At 68.5% G+C, this 20,550-nt stretch carries 16 protein-coding genes; 10 read left to right on the top strand and 6 right to left on the bottom strand.

What is annotated here, in order from left to right; genetic code table 11:
• The first annotated feature begins 94 nt into the window (after positions 1–94).
• The 8 genes from ACIRRA_RS00425 to ACIRRA_RS00390 all read left to right on the top strand — a co-directional run bounded on the left by ACIRRA_RS00425 (position 95) and on the right by ACIRRA_RS00390 (position 7,311).
• The gene (locus ACIRRA_RS00425; RefSeq protein WP_402761115.1) at positions 95–409 is read left to right on the top strand and encodes a hypothetical protein; all 315 of its coding nucleotides are present in this window, start codon (positions 95–97) and stop codon (positions 407–409) included.
• 15 nt (positions 410–424) lie between these two features.
• Positions 425–2,038 carry a hypothetical protein gene (locus ACIRRA_RS00420; protein ID WP_402761112.1) on the top strand — a complete coding sequence of 538 codons (1,614 nt, stop codon included), beginning with the start codon at positions 425–427 and terminating at the stop codon, positions 2,036–2,038.
• 77 nt (positions 2,039–2,115) lie between these two features.
• Positions 2,116–4,008: a hypothetical protein gene (locus tag ACIRRA_RS00415; RefSeq protein WP_402761109.1), complete on the top strand. Its 1,893-nt coding sequence runs from the start codon at positions 2,116–2,118 to the stop codon at positions 4,006–4,008.
• Between the two features lie 4 nt (positions 4,009–4,012).
• The gene (locus tag ACIRRA_RS00410; protein ID WP_402761106.1) at positions 4,013–4,798 is read left to right on the top strand and encodes an ESX secretion-associated protein EspG; all 786 of its coding nucleotides are present in this window, start codon (positions 4,013–4,015) and stop codon (positions 4,796–4,798) included.
• The gene (locus ACIRRA_RS00405) at positions 4,791–5,153 is read left to right on the top strand and encodes a hypothetical protein (RefSeq protein ID WP_402761103.1); all 363 of its coding nucleotides are present in this window, start codon (positions 4,791–4,793) and stop codon (positions 5,151–5,153) included. Before ACIRRA_RS00410 ends, ACIRRA_RS00405 begins: the two co-directional genes overlap by 8 nt.
• 180 nt (positions 5,154–5,333) lie before the next feature.
• Positions 5,334–5,651 carry a type VII secretion target gene (locus ACIRRA_RS00400; RefSeq protein ID WP_402761100.1) on the top strand — a complete coding sequence of 106 codons (318 nt, stop codon included), beginning with the start codon at positions 5,334–5,336 and terminating at the stop codon, positions 5,649–5,651.
• Entirely contained in the window at positions 5,648–6,901 is a 1,254-nt protein-coding gene (locus ACIRRA_RS00395; RefSeq protein WP_402761097.1) for a hypothetical protein, read from the top strand. The genes ACIRRA_RS00400 and ACIRRA_RS00395 overlap by 4 nt, the downstream gene beginning before the upstream one ends.
• A gap of 92 nt (positions 6,902–6,993) precedes the next feature.
• The gene (locus tag ACIRRA_RS00390; protein WP_402761094.1) at positions 6,994–7,311 is read left to right on the top strand and encodes a PE family protein; all 318 of its coding nucleotides are present in this window, start codon (positions 6,994–6,996) and stop codon (positions 7,309–7,311) included.
• Positions 7,312–7,329: 18 nt separating this feature from the next.
• On the opposite strand, the gene ACIRRA_RS00385 is transcribed toward ACIRRA_RS00390, so the two are convergent.
• Positions 7,330–7,881, bottom strand: a complete 552-nt coding sequence (locus tag ACIRRA_RS00385; protein WP_402761091.1) for a hypothetical protein — start codon at positions 7,879–7,881, stop codon at positions 7,330–7,332.
• Positions 7,878–16,055 (bottom strand): hypothetical protein, encoded by an 8,178-nt coding sequence (locus ACIRRA_RS00380; RefSeq protein ID WP_402761088.1) that lies wholly within the window; start codon positions 16,053–16,055, stop codon positions 7,878–7,880. The genes ACIRRA_RS00385 and ACIRRA_RS00380 overlap by 4 nt, the downstream gene beginning before the upstream one ends.
• Before the next feature lie 151 nt (positions 16,056–16,206).
• Here ACIRRA_RS00380 and ACIRRA_RS00375 point away from each other — a divergent pair, with 151 nt between their 5' ends.
• Positions 16,207–16,875, top strand: a complete 669-nt coding sequence (locus ACIRRA_RS00375; protein ID WP_402761085.1) for a hypothetical protein — start codon at positions 16,207–16,209, stop codon at positions 16,873–16,875.
• Positions 16,876–16,900: 25 nt separating this feature from the next.
• On the opposite strand, the gene ACIRRA_RS00370 is transcribed toward ACIRRA_RS00375, so the two are convergent.
• On the bottom strand, positions 16,901–17,419 hold the full coding sequence (locus ACIRRA_RS00370; protein ID WP_402761083.1) for a YbaB/EbfC family nucleoid-associated protein: 519 nt from the start codon (positions 17,417–17,419) through the stop codon (positions 16,901–16,903).
• Positions 17,420–17,428: 9 nt separating this feature from the next.
• Complete coding sequence (locus ACIRRA_RS00365; RefSeq protein ID WP_402761080.1) at positions 17,429–17,743, bottom strand: WXG100 family type VII secretion target; 315 nt, start codon at positions 17,741–17,743, stop codon at positions 17,429–17,431.
• 109 nt (positions 17,744–17,852) lie between these two features.
• Here ACIRRA_RS00365 and ACIRRA_RS00360 point away from each other — a divergent pair, with 109 nt between their 5' ends.
• Positions 17,853–18,407 (top strand): hypothetical protein, encoded by a 555-nt coding sequence (locus tag ACIRRA_RS00360; RefSeq protein ID WP_402761077.1) that lies wholly within the window; start codon positions 17,853–17,855, stop codon positions 18,405–18,407.
• Between the two features lie 3 nt (positions 18,408–18,410).
• Here ACIRRA_RS00360 and ACIRRA_RS00355 read toward each other — a convergent pair whose 3' ends face one another.
• Together ACIRRA_RS00355 and ACIRRA_RS00350 are read right to left on the bottom strand one after the other, a co-directional pair.
• A complete protein-coding gene (locus ACIRRA_RS00355) occupies positions 18,411–20,003 on the bottom strand; it encodes a hypothetical protein (protein WP_402761074.1) in 1,593 nt (530 codons plus the stop codon).
• Positions 20,004–20,312: 309 nt separating this feature from the next.
• A complete protein-coding gene (locus ACIRRA_RS00350) occupies positions 20,313–20,492 on the bottom strand; it encodes a hypothetical protein (protein WP_402761071.1) in 180 nt (59 codons plus the stop codon).
• Positions 20,493–20,550: the final 58 nt, after the last annotated feature.

The following is a 20,550-nucleotide window of genomic DNA, read 5'->3' as shown; positions in this document are numbered from 1 at the left end:
GGGTGAGTTCGCCGATTCTTACGGTTCCTGCAACCGCGCGGTCGATCGGGATATGTGATGCTGAGATCGGGCTCGGCTGAGGAAGGAGAGGGATATGCGGCACAGTGATCCCAGCGACGATGAGTTGCGGGCGAATTTCGACGAGGTACTCACGGCGGTACTGGCGGGGCACGGCGTGCACACCGCGACCGGTCTGGACGACGACACCCAGGATGCGCTCTGGGCGATCGCCGAGGCCTACCCCAACGCCACCCCGGAACTGATCGACGCGGCCCGGAAGGCCCTGGCGGGTCAGCTCGACGGCAGTAATGCCGAGCGCTGGGCGCAAGAGATGGACAACTGGTTCGAGGAGCGCGAAGAACGGAAGGCCGCGCGCGAGCACCAGGGCTCTCCGGAGCAGCAGGGCTGACGGAGAAGATCGCGAGTGACCATTCCCCACGACGACACCGAGAACCGCATCGGCACAGCGGTGTCCGCCGACCTCCCCGATTTCGACGGCCTGGCCGCCGTCATCGGTGAGCCGGACCCCGCCGCCGACCCGGTCGCGGGCCGGCCCGCCGATATCGCGCCACCGGCCGCCGAACCGGCCGAAACCTCCGATGCGCCGGGCGATCCCGATCCGGATATCGGTTTCAGCATGACCGCCCCGGTCATCGACATCCCGCAGCGCGCCCGCAATCTGGCGCACCGCATCGCCCAGGACCTGTTCGAACTGGGCCCGCAGGGCTGGGTGCGCCTGCACGCCTCGTTCGCGCTCACCGCCACCGGTCAGCGTTCCCGGGTCGTCTTCTCCGACGGCGGAGACCGCGAGGCGCAGCGGGTCCCGTCTCCGGAGACCCTGGCCCGGGTCGCCGAGCACCGGCAGCTCTCGGCCGAGCTCGGTGACGGCCCTTGGTGGCGGTTGGAATTGGAGCTCACCGCCGCGGGCGAGCTGAGCGTCGATCACGATTACGGTGACGAGCCGTTCCCGGCCGATCAGTTGTTCGGCCCCCAGGACTATCTCGCCGACCTGGACGCCTACCCGCGCGATGAACTGCCGACCTGGCTGGCCGCCTACCTGCGCCACGACGACCGCCAGTCCCGCAGCCCGCAGCAGGCGGCCGCCGCGGCCCGCGCGGAACGTGAATCCGGTTATCTCCCCGTAGTTTCCGAGGACGACTTCCCGGATTTCCCGGTGCTGTGGGCGCGTTGGGCCGCCATCTCGGCCGCCTTCGTTGCGGTCGGCTCGGAGTGGGGCCCGCGCGTGCTCCCGTCCTTCGCCTGGTTCGAGGGCTCGCGCCGCTCGGGTTCTTCGCTGTATCTGCTGCCCGGCGGCCGGGCGGTGCTGTCCGGCGGCGTCTGGGGCGCACCGGAATTGGCGGCCGCCTACAACGGCAAGGCCCCGCTGCCCAGGCTGTACGCGGGCGCGCCCGAGTGGGTCGCCAACCAGGTGCTGAACACCCGCGCCGGCGGCGGCATGCTCACCTTCTGCTACTGGTGGGAGCGTGGCCGCTGGTATCGCGGTGAGTCCCCGTCGGCCACCGAGCTGGCCCCCGCGGTGCCCGGCATCTGGACCTCGGGCACGGTCACCGATGTGGTCACCCGCCTGATCTCCGACCAGCCGACCGCCGAACAGCGTTCCGCGGTAGCCGAATTCGTCGCCGCCGCCGAGCGCCGCGACGTGACGCACGCCGTGCTGGCCGCGGCCTTCGAGGACCGCGGCGACCTCGATGCCGCCCACTATCAGCTGGCCCTGGCCGGCGTCGCCCGGATCGGCCCGGACCCGCTGCCGGCGGCCGAGGCGTTGGACGCAGTGCGGCATCAGATCCGCTCGGCGGGAACCGAATCAGCCAGCTATCCACTGGACAGCCTTCGTGCGGAACGGCTTTCGGTGGGCTGGCTGGTGTATGTTCCGACCGATCCGGAGGAGGTCGTGATCGACCGCGCCCTCTTCTATGTCGCCGACGACGGTGTGGTCGAGCAGGCGACCTCGAGCACGCCCGCCTCGGTCTACCTGCCCGGCTTCGAACAGCGTTTCCACCAACGACATTCGCAATGATCGGGCGCGGACGACTGGAATGCCGGAACCGGTGAACCGTACTCTTTTCGATGCGATGGGTGAATTAGGAGCTGGGCATGGCTGACAAGGTCGACAATCCGTGGGTGGATCTGTCCCGGCAGGCCCACAACGGCGGGTTGAACATCGATCCCGGCATCGCGAACGAGGCGGCGGGCTACTGCGCCGATGTGGTGTACGCCTTGACCGAGGCGAAGAAGAGCACGCAGCCGCTGACCGAGTACTCCGGCTTCAGCGACAACCACGTGCTGCAGTCGGCGTTGAACCTGATGGACCACTACAAGGAGCAGGGCAAGGCCGTCAACGGCATCATCGACGGCTATGTGACGCTGCTGAATTCCATGGCGGACACGCTGATCGCCGCCGGGAAGGTCTACGACGCGCAGGCGGAGGACTCGAAGTCGCATTTCGACAAGCTGGTGGCCGCCGCCAAGGGTGACGTCGACGTGGTGCCGCTCCCGAAGTCCGGGTTCACCCTCTTCCCCGACTGGACCAACAAGCCGACCGCCCCGGGCGACAACAATTTCCCGAATCTGAACGCCGTGACCAAGGCGCAGGACAATGGCGGCCGCTACGCCCCGGTCGGCAGCGAGGACCCGGGCAGCCACCCCGGCCACTGGTTCTTCCAGGTGCGCGACGGCATTCACGCCATCGCGGTGGCCGATTCCAGCGGCGCCTGGAAGTCGTTGGCGGACACAGTGGATTCCAGCTTCGAGAAGCTCACCAAGCGCATGCAGCGCATCCAGGACAGCGGCAGCTGGGGCGGCGACGGCATGAAGGCCGCCTTGGCCGCCACCGGTCGCTACGTGGCCGACGCGTCGGCGTTCACCACCGATCTCCAGGCCGTGTCCGAGAGCACGAACTGTTTCGCGGGCACCTTGATGAACACGGTGGCCGCGATGCAGCTGCCCGACGCCTGGGATCCCCGGTGGGCCAATACCGACACCGAGCGGACCTTCGCCACGCGGGGCACGACCGCCTTCAAGACCTGGTACATCCCGGGCCTGTCCTATGCCAGCGGCGGGATCCCGAAGTTGCAGTCGCCGACCACCCCGCCGACGCACCAGCCGACCTGGAATCCGCGCTCGGGTGACGGCGGCACCAAGCCGGGTGCGTCCGGCGGTCCCGACGGCTCCGCCAAGCCCGGCGGTAGCGCCGGTCCCGGCGGCAGCGCCGGCCCGGGTGGCAGCACCGGTCCGGGCGGTAAGACGCCGGGCAAGCCCGACCCGAAGAAGACCCATCCCGCCAAGGACGATCCGAAGAAGGACGCCAAGGACCCGGGCGGCAAGGACAAGGATCCGGGCGGCAAGGACAAGGATCCGCACGCGAAGGATCCGGGCGGCAAGGATCCGGGTAAGGACCCGAGCAAGGATCCGACCGGCAAGAACCCGACCGACACCACGCCGGGCAACACGAATCCCGGTGACAGCAACTCGAATTCGTCGGACCCCAGTTCGTCGTCGAATTCGAGCCAGGGTTCCTCGGCGCTGTCGGGCTTGCAGAGCGCTATGCAGTCGATGGCGTCGACGGCCCAGACCACCCAGCAGAGCAAGCAGCAGGAGGATCTCAAGAGCCAGTTGCAGACTCCGCTCACCAACCTGCTCGACAATCTGAAGACTCCGCTGGCCGGTGTCCCGGGCGGCGGCGGTCCGGGCGGCGGCGCCCCGGTGAAAATGCCGGAAGCGGCTCCCGCCAAGCTGTTCCCGCGCGCGTCGGTCGCGGAGTCGGTGGAGTCCAGCCTCAGCGGTGCCGCCGCGGGCGTGGCCACCGGCGGCGCCGCGTCGTCGGGCATGGGCGGCGGCGGTATGGGCGGTATGGGCCACGGCGGTGGCGGTCATGGCGCCCAGGGCGGCAAGGAGCACAAGCGCCCCGACTTCCTGGATTCGAAGGAGTTCCTGGACGAGGCCATGGGCACCGCACCGATCGTCGCGAAGCCCGTGGTGGAGGGCTGAATCGGTGCTTCGAACCTGGACGTTCACCGATCTCGAGTTCCTGGCGCTGTGGGAGGGCTTGGGGGAGGAGTTCCTGCCGCGCCCGCTGACCTTCGCCAGCCGCACCGAATGGTGGGACGACCACCTGGCGAACATGATCCGTGCCCGCGAGAGCCTGCGGGCCCGCGAGGACGACTACGCCGAGGTGCTGCGCGCCGTGCACATGCCGGAGGTGCGGGTCGAGGTGCACGGGTGGGACGGGCGCGACCGGACCTCCGCGGCCGCCAGCATCCGCCTGCTGGGCGTGCGCTCGGGCGACGCCGGGTACCTGCTGGTCCAGCATCCCGGCGAAACCTACGCGCACAGTGGCGGTTTCACTCTCTCGGAGTTCTATGCCGAGGAGCTGGCCGAGCGTGTGGTCGCCGCGCTGCCGGACACTTCGGCGGGCCGCGACTACCCCGGTGGCGATCTGGTGCTCGCCGAGACCGAGGACGTCGACGAGGTCGACTACGAATTCGGCATGTCACCCGCACACGAGACGATGGAGGGCACGACGGTGACCCGAGCCGCCGATTTCCTGGCCGCGCCCGCCCCGAGCATGGGCAGCATCGATGTGGTGCAGGGCCGTTCGCGTTTCGGCCCGCGCGGCATCGCCCGGTATCGATTGCAATGGCGTGATCTCGAGGACGACGGCCGATACCTGGTGACCGGTGACCACCCCCCGGTGGCCGCGGCCGCCGACCGCCGCCGCATGGTCTCCACCCTGGACACCCACATCGCCGAGGTGGTGCAGGTGATGGCCGATGAGTGACGGGAGTGATGTGCCCATGGGATCCCCGGACTTCCCGACCGAGTTCACCCTGTCGTCGCGGACCGGCTCGATCGTGGTGACTACCACGGAACAGGGCCTGCCCCGGGCGATTTCGGTGGAACGCGACCAGTTGCGCGGTGACCCAGCTCTGCTGGCCGCGGACATCCTGCGCCTGTGCCGGCAGTCCGCCGCCCGGGCCGGGGTCGAGCGGCGCGCCCAGCTGCGCGCCGCCGGGCTGGCCCCGGAACTGCTGGCGCTCACGGGCCTGCCCACGGCCGAGGAGGTGACGCGCCAGGAGTACGTGGAGGAGCAGGAGTACGAGACCGAACCGGACAGCTGGCTGCGTCCGATTTGAGCCGATGGCGCGCTGGCGCTGAAATAGACAGTGCGGCAACTTGATCCGCACCGCCCTCGATAACCTGAGTAATACCGTGTGTTCACCGACTGGTTGGTGAGTTGGTGAACTCTTCGCTATGCCGGGTGAATATCCGCTCTGTATAGTTCAATTCGAAATGATCTTCCTGATGGGGGTCTCATGAGCAACCTCGTTGCCACACCGGACGCGATTCGCGCATACGGAGACGCGTCCGCCACCATGGCGAGCGCTGTCGCCGGCGCGGCCGCCGTCGACCAGGTCGCCACCGTCGCCGGACTGGTACCGGTTTTCGGCCTGATCGGCCAGGACTTCCTGCTGAGTTACGCGGGCGCGCAAGGCAATCACCTGTCCTCGGTGGCCGAGCTGGCCGCCGTGCACGCGGGCACCGCCGTCACCGCCTACGAGGCGGCGGCGGACTACGAGGCCACCGACGCGGCCTCGGGTGTCGACTTCCTCTCGCTGTCGCGGGACCTGTGAGTACGCCCCTCGAGGGCTCGACCGGGGCCGTCCAGGCCACGCCCCTGGCGGCGAGCGGTCAGTCGGTGGCGGATGTCTTGCGCAACACCGACTTCGCGCCGCTGCTGGACAGCCCGGTCGCCGATGTCCTGCAAACGCTCGGGCTGCCGGCGCTGCCGCAGCTGCCGGCCGTGCCCCCGCTGCCGGCCATGCCGCCGCTACCCACCCTGGATCTGACCGCGCTCACCAAGCCGCTCACCGATCTGGCCTCCGCTTTCGGCACCGGGCAACTGGGTCAGGGACTGGACGCGTCGAAGGTGCTCTCGGGCGTCTCGAGCGCGCTGCAGCAGGTGATGTCGATTGCCCAGTCGGTCATGTCGCTGGCCAACTCGAACTCGTGGCAGGGCTCCGGTGCGACCGGCGCGGCCGAGAAGGGCACCGCGGCCCAGACCAATGCGCTGGAGCTGGAAGGCCAGAACCTGCACCAGAAGACGGTCATGGCCGGTGCGGCGACCTCGGTGGCCACCGGTGCGGCCATGATGTCGGCCATCATCACCAAGTTCGTCACCGGCGTCACGGTGGCAGCCCCCTTCATCGGCACGCCGCCCGGGCAGGCGTTCCTGCTGTCGCTGGCCACCGAGACGGCCGCGGAGGCGACCGCCACGGTCGCCAAGACGCGCACCGAGATGACGGTGCACAGCGCCAATATGACCGCGGCCGGACAGAAGGTGAAGGTCACCGACGCCCCGAAGGGCGTGGACTCGATGTCGCAGGTGACGCAGCTGCTGAGCCTGATCTCGCCATTGAGCAGCGCGGCGAGCACGGGTGTGCAGCAATTGCAGCAGCTCCAGTCCATCAGCCAGACCTCGGATGTGCAGCCGACGCCGGACGCCGAACCGATTGCCGCGCGGACGGATTCGGGCGCACTGGGCGGGGGTGGCCTCGCTCCGATGGGCATGGGCAGCCTGTCCACAACCCCGACCCCGCTCAGCCAGCTGACCAACACTCGGACCATGAGCGCGACCACCACGCCGCCGCCCACCCCGGTCCCCCCGCCTCTCCCCGGCACCGGCGGCGCCGGCATGGGTGGCGGCATGGTGCCGCCGATGGGTGGCATGGGCGCGTCGGCGCAGGCCGGTGACGCGGACGAGGAAGTGCGCACCAACCTGGTCACCGCCGAGCACGGCGACGAGGTCGTGGGCGAGCTGGGCTACACCGGCGTCCCGGTGGTCGGTGCGGTCGGCACCAATGGCCCGCGCCCGGCGCAGTGATCGATGAGCGCAGCGTGATCGGTGAACGTGTGGAAACCGGGTCGTTGTATGTCGTGGCGACGCGGTAGGATTCGCCCGGAAAGGGAGGGACGATGAGCGAATTCAATTTGGGCGGTGTGCGTTTCGACGCCGACACGGTGCTGTCCGCCGCCGCTGACCTGGAAGCCATGGCCGACCGGCTGGAAGCGGCCCTGGGCGCGGACACCCAGGCCCTCTCGGTGCCCGCCGCGGGCTCCGACAAGGTCTCCCTGGCCGCCGCCGACACCCTCACCACGGTCGGCGCGTCCTTCGTCACCCAGAGCGGCGTCGGCGTGGACGAGCTACGCAAGCTGGCCGCGGTGGTCCGCAATCAGGCCGCCACCTTCGGTCAGGTGGAAGTCGATAGCGCGGTGGATTTCACCAACCTCTGAACTGGTACCGGGTGTCGTTCACCGCGGGTCGATGTCGGCGGCCCAGGTCGGAAGTTCGTGGCCCAGTTCGGCGTTTACCTCGAGCATGTCGCGGCGGCTGTCGATATCGGGATCCATGGCCGCGAACCATGCGGTCACCGAACTCCATCGCGGCCGCGCCGATTGCCCCTCCACCACCTCCCATACCGGGGGATCGTCCTGATCGAGGTCGGCCCCGTCGATGACCTGGTAGGCATAGGACTGGTGTGCGCTCAGCACCAGCAGGCCCGCCGGGTCCCGCATGGCGTGCTCGAGCCCGGAGAGCGTCGCCAGCACCTGGCTCTTCGTCTCGCCGGTAATGGCGTCGACGCCGAATCCGGTTCCCGCAAGCCATAATCCATGGCGCCGACCGATCAGCCGAAGCACCTCGCGCACCCCCTCGGGCACCCGGACGACGCCCTGCCGCGCGGCGTATGCGTCGATGGCCGCCTCCGAGGCACCCGCGACCGAGTCGCGGCGCAATCCGTCGGCGATCACGGCGTCGAAGACGATCCGTATCCGCGCGCCGGGACCGGTCCTCCACTGGCTCATCGGGGATGCAACCTTTCACCTGCGAGATTGACGATTTCCAGCCGCATTCCGGGGAACACGGATTCGTAGGCCAGAATAACGCGCTGGCAGGACTGACAGATTTGGTACTCCAACGGCATGTCCTGCGTGCGCGCGGCGGGCAGGTCCACGACCATGCGCAGATCTCCGGTAATGCTGTCGCGGGTGATGGGAGTGAAATCGGTGCTGTGCGCCGTGGCGAATTCCGTCGCCAGCCGGTTGATCTCATCGATGGCGTATTGCATGCGCAGCTGAGCGTGCCGAACATCGAGTTTCGAGAAGTGGTTGAAGGTCTCCGCCTGTGGTCCGAGTTGTTCCAGGGACTCCTGGAAGACCTGCCTCACCGCCTCTTCGGTGATGCCGTGTTCGGCCAATCGCGCCAGCGTGCCACGGGTGTCGATGGGACTGTCCGGCGCGGGATACAGTGCGTCGATCACATCCCTGGGCAATCCGGTGTGCCGCGCCAATTGGTGCGGCGAGAAATCCTTTGCCCGCAGGGGAATGTAGCCCGAGCGCTCCGGGGCGGCTTCGCGGGCGCGCTCGTTCAATTCGTGCACGGCGAATTCGATCACATGCCGGGCGTGACGCGTCTCGGCGCGCAGACTCGGACGCGTGCTGTCGATTTCGGCATCGGCCCGTTCGATGGCACCGCGAATGACCTCCTCGATGGTTTCCCCGGGCAGCCCACTGTGTTCGGCCAACTGATCGCGCACCAGGTTCTCGAAGAATTTGGGCTCGGCGTCATTGAACCGGGCGCTGCCGGGTCCGTCGGCCAGGCCACCGGTGACGGGGTCGTAGGCGCTGGCCTGAGTGGTGTCGAAGATTCGGCCCTCCCGCGGCGGCCCCGGGGGAGCCGCGGACGCGGGATGCCATTCCTGCGGGGTGCCACTGTAATTGAAGGTGTCGTGCGGCTCGCCGCCGTGATCGCTGCGGTAGCGGCCGGTGACCAGCGCGCGTTCCCCCGGCCGCCCGGTGTCGTCCAGGCCCGGATGCTTTCCGGTGAGCTCACTTACCGAGTCGAGACCCGCCTGGCGCTTATCGCGGGCGTCGGCGCGGAGATCGCGCATGTCCGCCTGGCGTTGCGGGGTGTCCGATGGCTCGTGGCCATGGGTGAGGTCGGGACCGGCCTCCTGTGCATGCGTTTCGGGATTCCCGTGGGAGTGCTGATCGATCAGGCGTGCGAGGTCCGGATCATGCGCAGCCAGTAGCCGTTCCACGGTGGGCGCGTGTTCCGGGTCGTGCAATCCCAAGTGGTGCATCAGATCGTTGAGATCGTGGCGCAGGGGTGCGATGAGTTCGGGCTTGACGCGCGCCGCGACGCCCTCGCCGATCTGATCGACCAGCACGCGCAGCTCGGCGAAGCGGCCGCCAAGATGCGAGGTCATTCGGGTGGGCCGGTCGTCGACCGGATCGATGACCACGTTCTCGTCGTGCGCCAACCGGATCTCGGCCACCTCGTGCGCGACCGCGCGAACCACGTCCTCGTCGCGGGCATGCGGGGACACCTGGACGTCGTATCCGGTGATGCGACCGGATTCGTCTGTGCGCGCGGTGAATTCGGCGACAGCGTTGCCGGTGGTCAGGCCGACGTCCACGTTGATGTCGAGGGTGCGTCCGTCGTGCTCGAATTCGAACCGGCCCGTGTCACGGTTCCACGCGACGTCCTCGGGTTCGATGAGCCGCAGATTGTGCTCGACCTTGTCGACCACGTCTTCCCGCGTCAGCGGGTCCATGCCCTCGGGCCGTGCGTCACCGCGGAATTCGCCGACCGGGCTGGCCGTGCCGTGTTCAGCGACGTGCTCGCCGTGCGGGTCGTAGGTGATCACCGTGCGGTGCTCGGGCAGCGGCGGGTTGTAGGTCGACATCAGCGCGGTGTTCAGCTTGTTACTGGCCCCGGCGTCGATGGTGTAGTCGTAGTTGTCATTGCCCGGATACGGGAATTCCTCGCTCTTGCGCGTGAACGGGTTTCCCCCGTCCGGGTAGTGCGATTCGATGGCCGCCCACAGTTTGGTGCCCAGAATGTGATTGCGGTCGCCGGGTTTGCCATCGGTCGTCTCCGGCTTCATGTCCCACTGCACCTCGACGCGCCCACCCGGGGCGAGGGTCTCGGGCAGTCGCGCGGCGATGTCGCGGTAGACGTGCTCGGGCAGATCGGCGCTGACATTGTTGATGAAGATCCTCGCCACCTCGCCGGTGGGTGCGGCGGTCAGGATATTGCCCTGGGTGAGCAGGTCGCCGAAGACCATGACGGTGCCCGGCTCGGTCAGCGGTCCGGGATCCAGGATGCCGAGATCGCGTCGGCGCTGGCCCTTGATGGGGAATTCGGAGGCGAGTTCGGTCTTGATGATCAGCCCGCGGCCGGCACGGTCGGCGGCCGGGGTCATCTCGACGGCGAAGGCGCTGCGGCCGACGCCGATATCGATGGTGTGGCCCTCGACTCCCGTGGCGGGCAGTCGCTCGTGCCGGATGCGCGTGTTGTCCGAGCCGAAGACGTTCTGCTCCAACGGCAGTCGATGCTGCGGCCGCGGCCGGGGGAGCACCTCGACGGTGGATCTGCCGTCCACGGCGTCGTGCACGACCACCGTGTACTCGACATTGAGACCGTGTTCACCCGCGCCGCGGTTGGCGCTGTCCACCCCGCGCAGGAAGTCGCCGAGGTTCGTCGGTTCGCCGTCGACTACCAGCACGCCTGTCGCGTGGTCCATGACGGCGTTGATCCGGTCCATGCCGGGCGCGAGGGTGTCCGCGGCCGCGTACATCTGCTCGAACACCTGCGGATCGACGGCCTCGTGGAACTTCTCGGGCATGTCGTCGCGGAAACCCGCGATGGCCATCTTCATCGCCTGAGCGCGGTCGACTCCGCTCAGCGTCGGGTCATTGATCGCCGCGTTGAGCGGATTGAGCGCGTTGAGCAGGTACTCGAGGTCGACGGTTTTGCGCGCGGCCCGGGTGCTGTTGTCGAACAGCGGGTCGAAGACGCGGCGGGCCAACTCTTCGCGCATGCGGCCGTCGAGCGCCAGCCGCTCGGTCCGCACCACGTCGGCGGTGTGCTCGCCGGACAGCAAGTGCTGCAACTGATTCAGATGCTCGGCACTGGCATGCTCGAAGCCGGAATCGGTCAGGTTCCGGTTGAAGGTCGGCCGATGCTCGTGCACATCGCGTTCTTCGAGGTCGAATCGCCGGGCGAGCTGTGGATCGTGCTCGGCCAGCAGTTGCCGCACGGTCTCGGCGTGCGCGGGATCGTGCATGCCGAGGTGGTCGGCGAGATCACGCAGATCCCGGCGCAGTTGCGGAAGTTCGGGTGCGCGAGCCGGATCGGTGATGGCGCGGTCGATGTGCGCTTCGAGCACTCGCAGTTCGGCGAACCGGCCGCCCAGGTGGGTGCTCATGGTCGAGGGTCGATCGTCGTGCGGGTCGACGAGGATGTCCGGGTCCTGCGAGAGTCGGATCTCGGCCATTTCGTGTGCGAGCGCGCGCACCACGTCCTGGTCACGGGCCCGCTCCGAGAGCACCACGTCGTATCCGGAACCGTCTGGCCGAGGGTGGAATTCGGCCACGTTGCCGTCGCTGGTCGGGCCCACGGTGACGGTGACCCTGCCGCCGTCATCGGGAAGCAGGAAATAGTGTTCGTCGCGGTTCCAGGAGACGCCCTCCGGGGTGATGAGGCCCAGATTGTCCCGGATCTGATCGAGCACGAACTCCGGCTGCAGATTCGGCGCGCCTTCGGGGCGAGCATCGCCGTGGAAGTCCCCGACCGGGCTAGCATTCCCGTGGTCACCCGTGTCGTGCGGGGTTGCCTCGGTATTCGAAGTCGATTCGGTGTTCGAATGATCCTGTGTGCCAGTCGATTCCGGTTCACGGGAGATGATCCAGCGATACTCGGGCTGCGGCGGCGAGAACCCCTTCATCCGCTCGTGCGGCAACTCGTTACTGGACCCGGCATCGATGGTGTAGTAGTAGTCGCGGTTGCCGGGCTGCGGGAATTCGGTGCGCTCCACCAGTTTGAACGGGTTGCCGCCGTTCGGATACGGCGCTTCCAGCGCCGCCCAGAGTTTGTCGCCCAGGATGTGGAAGCGACTGCCCGGCGGCCCGTCCACCTTGTCGGGCTTCATGTCCCACTGGATCTCGACGCGTCCGCCGGGCGCGAGAATCTTCGAAAGATGTTCGGCGATGGGGTGATACGCCGAATCGGGGAGCTTGGCGCTGACATTGTTGATGAAGACGCGCGCAATGTCCCCGTCGAGCAGGTGGCCGTTCTTCAGCATGTCCCCGTACACCATGACGGTGCCCGGCTCCTTGAGCGGTCCGGCGTCGAGAATGCCGAGGTCGCGGCGTCGCTGTGCGCCGATCGCGGTCCCGGCGAGTTCGGTCTTGATGATCAGCCCACCGCCCGCGCGGTCCGCAGGCGGAGTCATCTCGACCGCGAACGCGCCGCGGCCGACGCCGACATCGATGGTGTGACCACCCGCCGCGGCCGCCGAGACGGCGGGCCGCAGCTGCGGCTCGATCTTTTCGTTGTGATCCCCGAAACGATACTGCTCCAAGGGAAGTCGATGCTGCAGCTCCGGCCGGGACAGCACCTCCACGGTGGACAGACCGTCCACCGCATCGTGCAGGACGACGGCGTATTCGACCCCGAGGTGGTTCTCGGTCGCGCCGCGGTTGGCCCGGTCGATGCCGTGCAGGAAGTCCGCCAGCGTGGTCTGCTCACCGCCGATGTGCATGCGCCCGGTCGCGTGATCGATGACGCCGGTGACGCGGTCGGGCGCGGTCGCGAATCCGTCCGCGGCGGCGTGCATCCGCGCGAAACGCACTTCACCGAGGGCGTCGCGCGACGCCTGCGACATGCCGTCGTTGAATTCGTCGATCGCCCGGTGGATGGCCGCGGCCTGCTCCGGCCCGCGCAGCGTCGGATGATTGATGGCATCGCTGATCGGATCGCACGCGGCCACCACTCCGGGCACCTGCTTGCGGGCGGCCTTGGCCTCGTCCTCGAAGATCGGCTCGAACACGCGGCGGGAAAGCTCTTCGCGCATGCGGCCGTTCATGCTCTGCTCTTCGGCGCGCAACAGATCCTCGGCGTGCTCGCCGGTTACCGATTCGCGCAGCCGGTCGAGGTGGGTCTCGGCGGCGTGCTGGAAATCGTCCTCGGTGAGATGCCGGTTGAAGGCCGGACGGTCCGAAAGCATGCCGGTCCGTTCGTGCTCCAGCCGGTGCGCGAGCTCCGGATCATGCTCGGCCAGTAGGCGTTCCACCGTCGGCGCGTGCGCCGGATCGTTGAACCCGAGGTGATCCAGCAAATCGTGCAGGTCGTGCCGGAGCCTGGGCAGTTCGGGCGTCCGGGCCGGATCCAGGATGGCGCGCTCGATATCCGTGGTGAGCGTGCGCAGTTCGGCGAACCGGCCGCCCAGCTGGGTGGACATCCGGGTGGGTCGGTCATCGTGGGGATCGATCAGGATGTCGTCGTCCTGCGACAGCCGGATCTCGGCCAGTTCGTGCGCGAGCGCGCGCACGACGTCCTCGTTGCGGGCCCTTTCCGATACCCGCACGTCGAAACCGTCGGCGCTGGGCATGAATTCGGCCACATGCCGGTTCGAGGTCTCGCCGACCTCGATCCGCACGATGCGCCCGTCCGACAGGACGAAATGGCCCTTGTCCGGATTCCAGGCGACCCCTTCGGGGGTGATGAGCCGCAGATTGTCGTCGATCTGACCGTGTACGAACTCGAGCGTGAGATCGTCACCCACGCGGGCGTTTCCGTGGAAATCGCCGACCGGCCCGGCCGCGGCGAGCTCGTAGGTGCGAGGGTCCGCGGGTCGGGCGGCACGGTCCGCGGGCTGCGGCGTATCCAAGGGAATCGGGATGATGGCCGCCCCGTCCGGGCGCTCGCCCGGCGTGCCCGCCCAATCATCGGGCGAACCGACATGATCGCCCGGCAGTCCGCTGCGGTCGCCCGCCGGACCATTGTCGCCATTGGACCGGTCGGCCTGGTCACGCGGCGTAGCGGCCCGGTCATGCGGGGCGGTGGGCTGGTCATGCGGGGTGGCGGGCTGGTCATGTGGCGCGGTGGCGTGGTCGCCCGGCTGCTGTGGCGCATCGCCCGACAGGTTCAGGAAATCGTCCGGTCCGGCCGCGTGCGCGTCCGAGAGCTGTTGGCGGTCAACGGTGTTCGCTTCGGTATGCGGCGTGGCCGCCTCGACGCCGGTGCGGTTCGCCTGCACGGGCGCGTCCGGTCGGGTGGCGCGATCGACCCCGGCGCGCGTGTCGGGAGTCCGGGGCGAGCCCTCCGCGGGCTTGGGGGTACTGCCGTCCGCGGACGTGCGGGGCAGATCGCGAGGCGCGCCGGCCGCCTTGGCGGGATCCGTCGCCGGTGCGCGAGTCTCGTTGACGGGGGCGCTGTTCGACGCGCCGGTGTCGGCCGTGCTCCTGCCGGGTTCGCCGACCGGGCGGGTGCCGCCGTCGTTCGAGAAGTTCGCCGCCGTGGCGGTCGCGTCCTTGGCCGGATCCGAGAGGCGATCCGGCGCGGATTCTGGTGCGCGCGCATCCACCCCGGTGTCGTGCGTCCGCCCGGTCGAATCCATTGCGGCCGTGGCGTCCCCGGCCCGATGTTCCGGAGCGCTCGCGCCGGGATCCGCCGCAGGCGAGCCGCCGGCGTGGTCGCCGCCGACGGTCTGGGTGTCGGGGGAGCGGTGCGATGCCGCATCGGTCCCGCCGGTGTTCTGTGCGTTCGGGTCCGTCGGCTCGCGGCGGCTGTCGGAGGTGAACGAGCCGGTGTTGTCGGGCCGGGGGGAGTCGCTGCCGTGATCCGTCGGCTGGTCATGCGTCTGCCCGGTGGGCGTGTCGATGGCCGCCCCGGCGCTGGTCGGATGCATGGTGGCTCCGCCGGGCTGAGTATTGTCGCCGCCGCGCCCGCCGGTCGCATCGCCTGTATTCCCCTGCTGCCCATTGGCGCTCGGGTCTCCGGTTCCGCCGTGCTGCCCGTTGGCGCTCGGATCTGCGGTAGCGCCGTGTTGCCCATTGGCATTCGTCTCGCCCGTGCCGCCGTGCTGCCCGGTAGCGCCCGGGTCCCCGGTGGTGCTGGGCGCGTTGCCGTTGGTGCGGCCGTCCGGGGCGGTGCCAGTGTGGTCGGGTGTGTCGACTTTGGTGCCGGTTTCCCCCGGGGCGCGCACGCTGCCGTCACCCCGTTCGCTGCCCATGGGGCCTCCGGCGTGGGGGGAGTCGCCGTTGTAGCCGTGCAGTCCGCTGGGCGCCGCGCCCGCGAACATGCCGCCGGTGAGGGAGCGCGGGTCGAATGACCAGTCGCCGTTGACGAGTCCATTGGCCAGCCAGCCCGCTCCCGCGCCGCCCGCTCCGGCGGTCGCGCCGGTGAGCATCCCGCTGAACGCGCCCTTCCAGCCGCCGCCCGTCTCGCTGGGCAGCACATGATGCGCGCCGAGGCCGATCGCGCCGCCCGCGCCGCCGGAGAGTCCGGCGACGAGCGCGTTCTTTCCGATCGCGTTCCAGTCGAAGCCGTGCCCGTGCCCGTCCAGATTCTGGATGGACTGGACGAGCAGTTCCTGGGTGGTGGCCTGAACGGTGGAGATCACCGCGCCCTTGCCGATCTCGTAGATCAGCTTGGTCATGACCTGCCGCAGCACCGCATTGGTGATCCGGTCCTCGAGGAGCCCCTCGATCCGGCTCAGGAACAACTTGCCGAGCTTGCGGAACGCGACACGCGCCGTGACGAAGACGGCCGCCTCGGACTCCGGTGCGAACGGGCCCGTGGCCGCGGCCCAGGCGAGCTCACCGAGCAGCCACCCGCCCGCGATATAGAAGTTGAGCTTGGCCCCTTGCAGTTGGTCGCCGAATCCGTCGGCGGCCGTGGACAGCTGACGATAGTTGTCGCCGAATTCCTTGATCGAGCCGTGCCCGGAGCCGTCCCCGTCGCGCAGCGGCGTCAGCCACTCGAGGATCTCCTCGCCACCGGTGCCGTCCGGATAGGCGTCGCCGATCGACCCGATCAGGTGGTCGAGATCGGAGAGGAGGTGATCGGCCTGCCCCGCAACCGATTTCAGGTCACGGCCCATCTGCCACATGGTGTCTTCGTTGCCGTGCGGCCATTCGGAGCCCACCAACCAGCTCAGCCACTCGAGCCACGATGGAAACTCCAGCGCCACAGGTCACCTCACGCCGGTCCGGTCCGATCTTGGCGAGACCGACTGTGCCACAAGGGTGCAGGTGAACTCAACACGAACGCCGAATGAGTCGTCGGTGACAAGTCCGCGTACGCCCGGCGGTGATAGGGTCCGCCGGGAAGGAGGCGGCCGCATGGGCGACATCTCGAGTGCACGCGAGGAACTGGACCGGCTGGGCGCGGCCCTGCGGGCGCAGCTGGTCGGGCTCATCACCGACCTGACCCCCGACACCGACCTCGGCCTGCTGTTTCTCGACGCGCCGACGGTCGCCGAGTGGGCTGAGCCGCCGCGCTACCACTATTCGAGCCTGATCCGCGGCCAGCGTCCCGCCACGGTCTCGGCCGCCGAACTCGCCCGGCGCGCGAGCGCCCTGTTCGCCGCGGCGGGGTGGGAGGTCGGCGAGACCGAGGACCTCAGCGGCGCGGGGCCTGCCGTGGTGATCACGGGCCGCCGCGAGGGCAACAGCATCGAAGTCCGTGTGAGCGGCCAGAGTTCGTCGGTCATGTTCAGCGGCCGGACCCCCGAAATCGCCGTGCGCGACCCGCAGGAGTCCCGGCCGCCGGAACCGGTGCGGACTCCCGAAACCCTGACGCCCGGCTACGTCCTCTGCTACGAGTGCGACGGCCTGGGCCTCTGCCCCGAATGCCGCGGCCGGGGCCGGTTGTCCAACGGCCGCCTCTGTCCTGAATGCAATGGCTCCCGGTTCTGCCCGATCTGCCGGGGCGCGGGTCAGCTGGCGGCCTCGCAGCTGTCGGAGTACCAGCGCACCTACTACCCCGAATTGCGCGGGGGCGCAGAGTAGTTATTGCGCGCGGCCTCGGACTGATTCACCACCCGGAGTCGGTGGCTCCCCGGTTCTCCTGCCCCTCGGTCCACGCCTCGTAGCCGACTGCATTGCCGTAGTCGGGCGCGGGCTCGCGGAGCTGGGCCAGCCGTTCCCGCGACTTCGGGGCCGCCAGGGAGGCGGGCTCGACCACCGGCGCCTTGGACTCGAGATCCGGCATCCCCTCGATCAGCTCCGACAGCTTCGGCATCCGCGCCCGCCGATCCCGCAACGGCTGCAACAGTTCTCGCCCCTGTCGAGACACCTCGGTCGCGGCGTTCTGCGCGGCCGTCGTCACCGCCTTGGCGATCTCCTCGTACGTCAGCTCGCCAATGTCGGAGGAGAACCGCGTGGCGATCACCACCCCGTCCGCGTTCACCGTGACCTGCACACGCCCGGCCGCCGCCGTGGCGCTGGCGACGAGCTGGGTGCGTTTGCGCGACGCCTCGGCGATCTCCCGCATCTGCGAGGTGAATTCGTCGAGAATGGCGGCCTTCGCGACTTCCCCGTTCTGCCCGGTCATTTCGCCTGCCTACGCGAACGTGCCGGAGTTGCCGTTATCGGTGTTCTCGAGCCGGTCGGCTGAGTCGGTCAGCCCTCCGTGCAGTTTCTCGAAGGACTTCGAGAGGTTCTCGGTCCCGGTGGCCATGTTCTCGCTGCTGGTGGAGAAACCCTTCGCGCCCTCGGCGAACTTGCCGCCGAAATCGTCATCGCCCCACCCCGAGGCCCCAGGCGAGACCGCCGACCGGGCATCATCGGCCATCGACTGCAATCGCGTGTGAATATCCGCGGCGAATTTCGCGGCAGTACGCACCGCCTTCGGATGTACCTGAACTCTCCCGGCCATAAGATCGACTGTCCCACAACCGATCAGTGAACACAACGTGAACGAGACGTGCGGCCACCCGCCTGGCAAGATCAACCCCGCACTGCCCACCCCGGCCGAAGGAGCCCCTATGCCCGACACCCTCCCGCTGGCCAGAACCAACGCCGAGGCCCGCCTCTACCTGACCCTCCAACCCTGCCCCACCTGCGGCGAAACCCGCTGCACCTTCCGCAGCGCGGTGGTGTCCATCGATGGCGACCTGGCCAGCCGCTACACCGGCGACTGCCCCACCTGCGGCACGGCCCGTGAATACGAATTCCGTCTCCCCGCCGACATCCTCCCGCCCCCCGCGGATTCCGTCCGCTTCGGCCTCGACAACCCCTCCGAACTCCTCGACCCCGGTGTCTGGCTCTGGTACTCCGACATCTGCATCCGCCAGGTCCCCGCCACCACCGCGGGTCTCGACGAGCGCGCCACCCGCACTGCCCGCCACACCCTCGCCACGGCCGTAGCCGCCGTCGAGGAAACCCTGAAGTTCCTCCCACCCACCGCCGACCGAATTCCCGGCTCGGCCTTCACTTCCCAAAAGGGCCTCGGCACCTACAACACGGAACCGGGTCGCTTCACCCGCGCCCGCCTCGAGGCCCTCCGCGACACTTACGCCGCAGCGTTATCCGACCGGTAACCCTCAACTCCCGGTAATCACGCGTACAGCCGCATCCTGCGCCGCATCGCTGACCTCGCCAACCCGAAACCCGCGACTCGTGATGTGCTGCACAAGTTCCGCTTCCGGCGGCAGGCCGTGCTTGTGCAGATAGTGCGCGACAGCGCCGGCCCAAACCCACACTCCATCGGTCCGAAAGTTGAGCGGCACATCCCGATCTGCGGGCGCGAACTCATCCTGCTCGAAACTCCGAGCCGCCAACACAATCGGCGCACTCTCCAAATACGCCAACACCGCAGTCCGCGTATTCCCCTCCAACCGATCCCGATTCGCCACCGGCCGGCCGTCGGCATCCTTGCCGTCATACACCTTCGCCATCCGAGGCGGCTGTGGCGCGGCCTGCTCGGGCGCAAGCTTGACGGTCGCCTCGACCCCCGGCGCGGGGGGTGCGAAGGGGTTCGGTGCGGGTGTAGCCGGCGCGAAGGGATTGGGTGCGGGTGTAGCCGGCGCGAAGGGATTGGGTGCGGGGATTTCGGGCGCGAACGGATTCGGCGCGGATGCGACAGGCTGGCCCACGGGTGCAAAGGGATTCGGCGCGGGTGCGGGCGCGAACGGATTCACCCCGCCACCCGGACCTGCGGGCACCGGCCCGGTCGGCAGAAATCCCGGTGCGTAACCCGGCCGAGGTGCCACCTGCAGGCGAGGTTTGGCCAACTGTGCCACCAGTCCCGCCACGGTCGCGGCGAAGGACAGCACCAGCATGACCACTGCCAGCCAGAACCCACTACTCGCGTATTCCCAGAAGTTGAGTCCCATCACGGAGAACGCGACACTCAGTGCGCCGATCGCGTTCGCGAAAATGAACGCGGCAGCGGCTCCACTCGCCGCTCGCACAGCCGGATTCCGCACCCCGGCGCCCGCCAGCAATGCGACGGCCACGACCACCACTGCGATGGTTCCCAGCGCGAAATGCACAGCGGACCAGGGAACAGAGCCGGCTCCCGCATCCCATATGGTCATGTATTGCCCCTGGTGGCCACTCACCAACGGCAGGCGCGAACGCAAGAGGTCGACCACCGCCGCCACAACCAGAAACACGCCGGTCACCCGGTCCGCCGCCCCGCCACCCTGCTCAGACCCCGCACCGGGTCTCGACACCACGGCATCGCGCAACCCGCTCACCAAAGCCGCGATGGCGACCAGCATCATCAGCGTGATCACCCAGAATCCGGACGCCGGTGCGGAGCCATCCCCGAAACCGCGCGCATAGCGCACCACATCGCTCGACGCGATCTGCAGCACCATCCCACCCGCCAACGCGGCTACCCAGAACAGCACCCGCCGCCGAGCCCCCATCCCCACGGCGAGCAACGTCCCAACCACACCGGCACCAACCACCATGAGCGCGTACGGCACAGCGGCGAAGTAAGCAGTAGACGGCGTGTGCCTTCCATACCCGCCGCTCTTCCAGACATAGACGTCCCACGCCGCACTACCGCGCAGCTGAACCGTAACCACCGGCAGCCAGAACATCGCGACCGTCAACACCGCCGCCGCGATCAGCAAGAACCCGGTGACCCGCCCGACGTTCTGCGGTGTCTGCCCCGGCCCACTCATGAAGCCTTCATTCCGTGTGTAGGCCATAGATTCTCGCGCCTCTTCCGATACAAAATGTGCCCCGCCGCCGCCCTGAACAGCAGGTCCTCAACCCCGTCGGTCCACGCTGTCCGCCGAACCTTGTCAATGATCAAGGTCCGACTCATCTCCTCCCGACTGGCCCCGAACCAGTACTCAGCTTGCCCCGGCTCATCCCGCACCTGCCGGTAGTAGACAAGCAACGCCATCGCTACTCCTCCCCACGTAACGCCGGTGCCGACAGTAATTGGACGTGCGAGCACATGCCAAGGCAGGGAGGAGACGCGGGACCTATTTCACCGGCATCGTCGTAGACCACTGCCCCTTGTCTTCGGCAATCGTCGCCCTCGTGAACATCCCCGACTCGGTCGGGTCGGAGAGCGCAATCCAGGCGTGAACGACGTAGTAGTTGCCTGCGGCGCAAGCCGGTTCGCACTTGTTCACGTGGTAGGTGCCTTCGCCGACCGCCACTTCGTCCCGGAGTATTCGAACGAGGGAGCCTGGCCTGCTGCGCGGCGAGCGAACTCCT

Origin of the sequence: Nocardia sp. NPDC101769 (assembly GCF_044766925.1) — a bacterium.
Classification (GTDB): domain Bacteria; phylum Actinomycetota; class Actinomycetes; order Mycobacteriales; family Mycobacteriaceae; genus Nocardia.
This window is presented reverse-complemented; position numbering and strand designations above follow the sequence as displayed.

Excerpts from the sequence above, each read along its gene's own strand:
- ACIRRA_RS00425 (WP_402761115.1), top strand. The coding sequence starts at position 95 with ATGCGGCACAGTGATCCCAGCGACGATGAGTTGCGGGCGAATTTCGAC.
- ACIRRA_RS00415 (WP_402761109.1), top strand. The coding sequence starts at position 2,116 with ATGGCTGACAAGGTCGACAATCCGTGGGTGGATCTGTCCCGGCAGGCC.
- ACIRRA_RS00405 (WP_402761103.1), top strand. The coding sequence starts at position 4,791 with ATGAGTGACGGGAGTGATGTGCCCATGGGATCCCCGGACTTCCCGACC.
- ACIRRA_RS00400 (WP_402761100.1), top strand. The coding sequence starts at position 5,334 with ATGAGCAACCTCGTTGCCACACCGGACGCGATTCGCGCATACGGAGAC.
- ACIRRA_RS00390 (WP_402761094.1), top strand. The coding sequence starts at position 6,994 with ATGAGCGAATTCAATTTGGGCGGTGTGCGTTTCGACGCCGACACGGTG.
- ACIRRA_RS00385 (WP_402761091.1), bottom strand. The coding sequence starts at position 7,881 with ATGAGCCAGTGGAGGACCGGTCCCGGCGCGCGGATACGGATCGTCTTC.
- ACIRRA_RS00375 (WP_402761085.1), top strand. The coding sequence starts at position 16,207 with ATGGGCGACATCTCGAGTGCACGCGAGGAACTGGACCGGCTGGGCGCG.
- ACIRRA_RS00370 (WP_402761083.1), bottom strand. The coding sequence starts at position 17,419 with ATGACCGGGCAGAACGGGGAAGTCGCGAAGGCCGCCATTCTCGACGAA.
- ACIRRA_RS00365 (WP_402761080.1), bottom strand. The coding sequence starts at position 17,743 with ATGGCCGGGAGAGTTCAGGTACATCCGAAGGCGGTGCGTACTGCCGCG.
- ACIRRA_RS00360 (WP_402761077.1), top strand. The coding sequence starts at position 17,853 with ATGCCCGACACCCTCCCGCTGGCCAGAACCAACGCCGAGGCCCGCCTC.
- ACIRRA_RS00355 (WP_402761074.1), bottom strand. The coding sequence starts at position 20,003 with ATGAGTGGGCCGGGGCAGACACCGCAGAACGTCGGGCGGGTCACCGGG.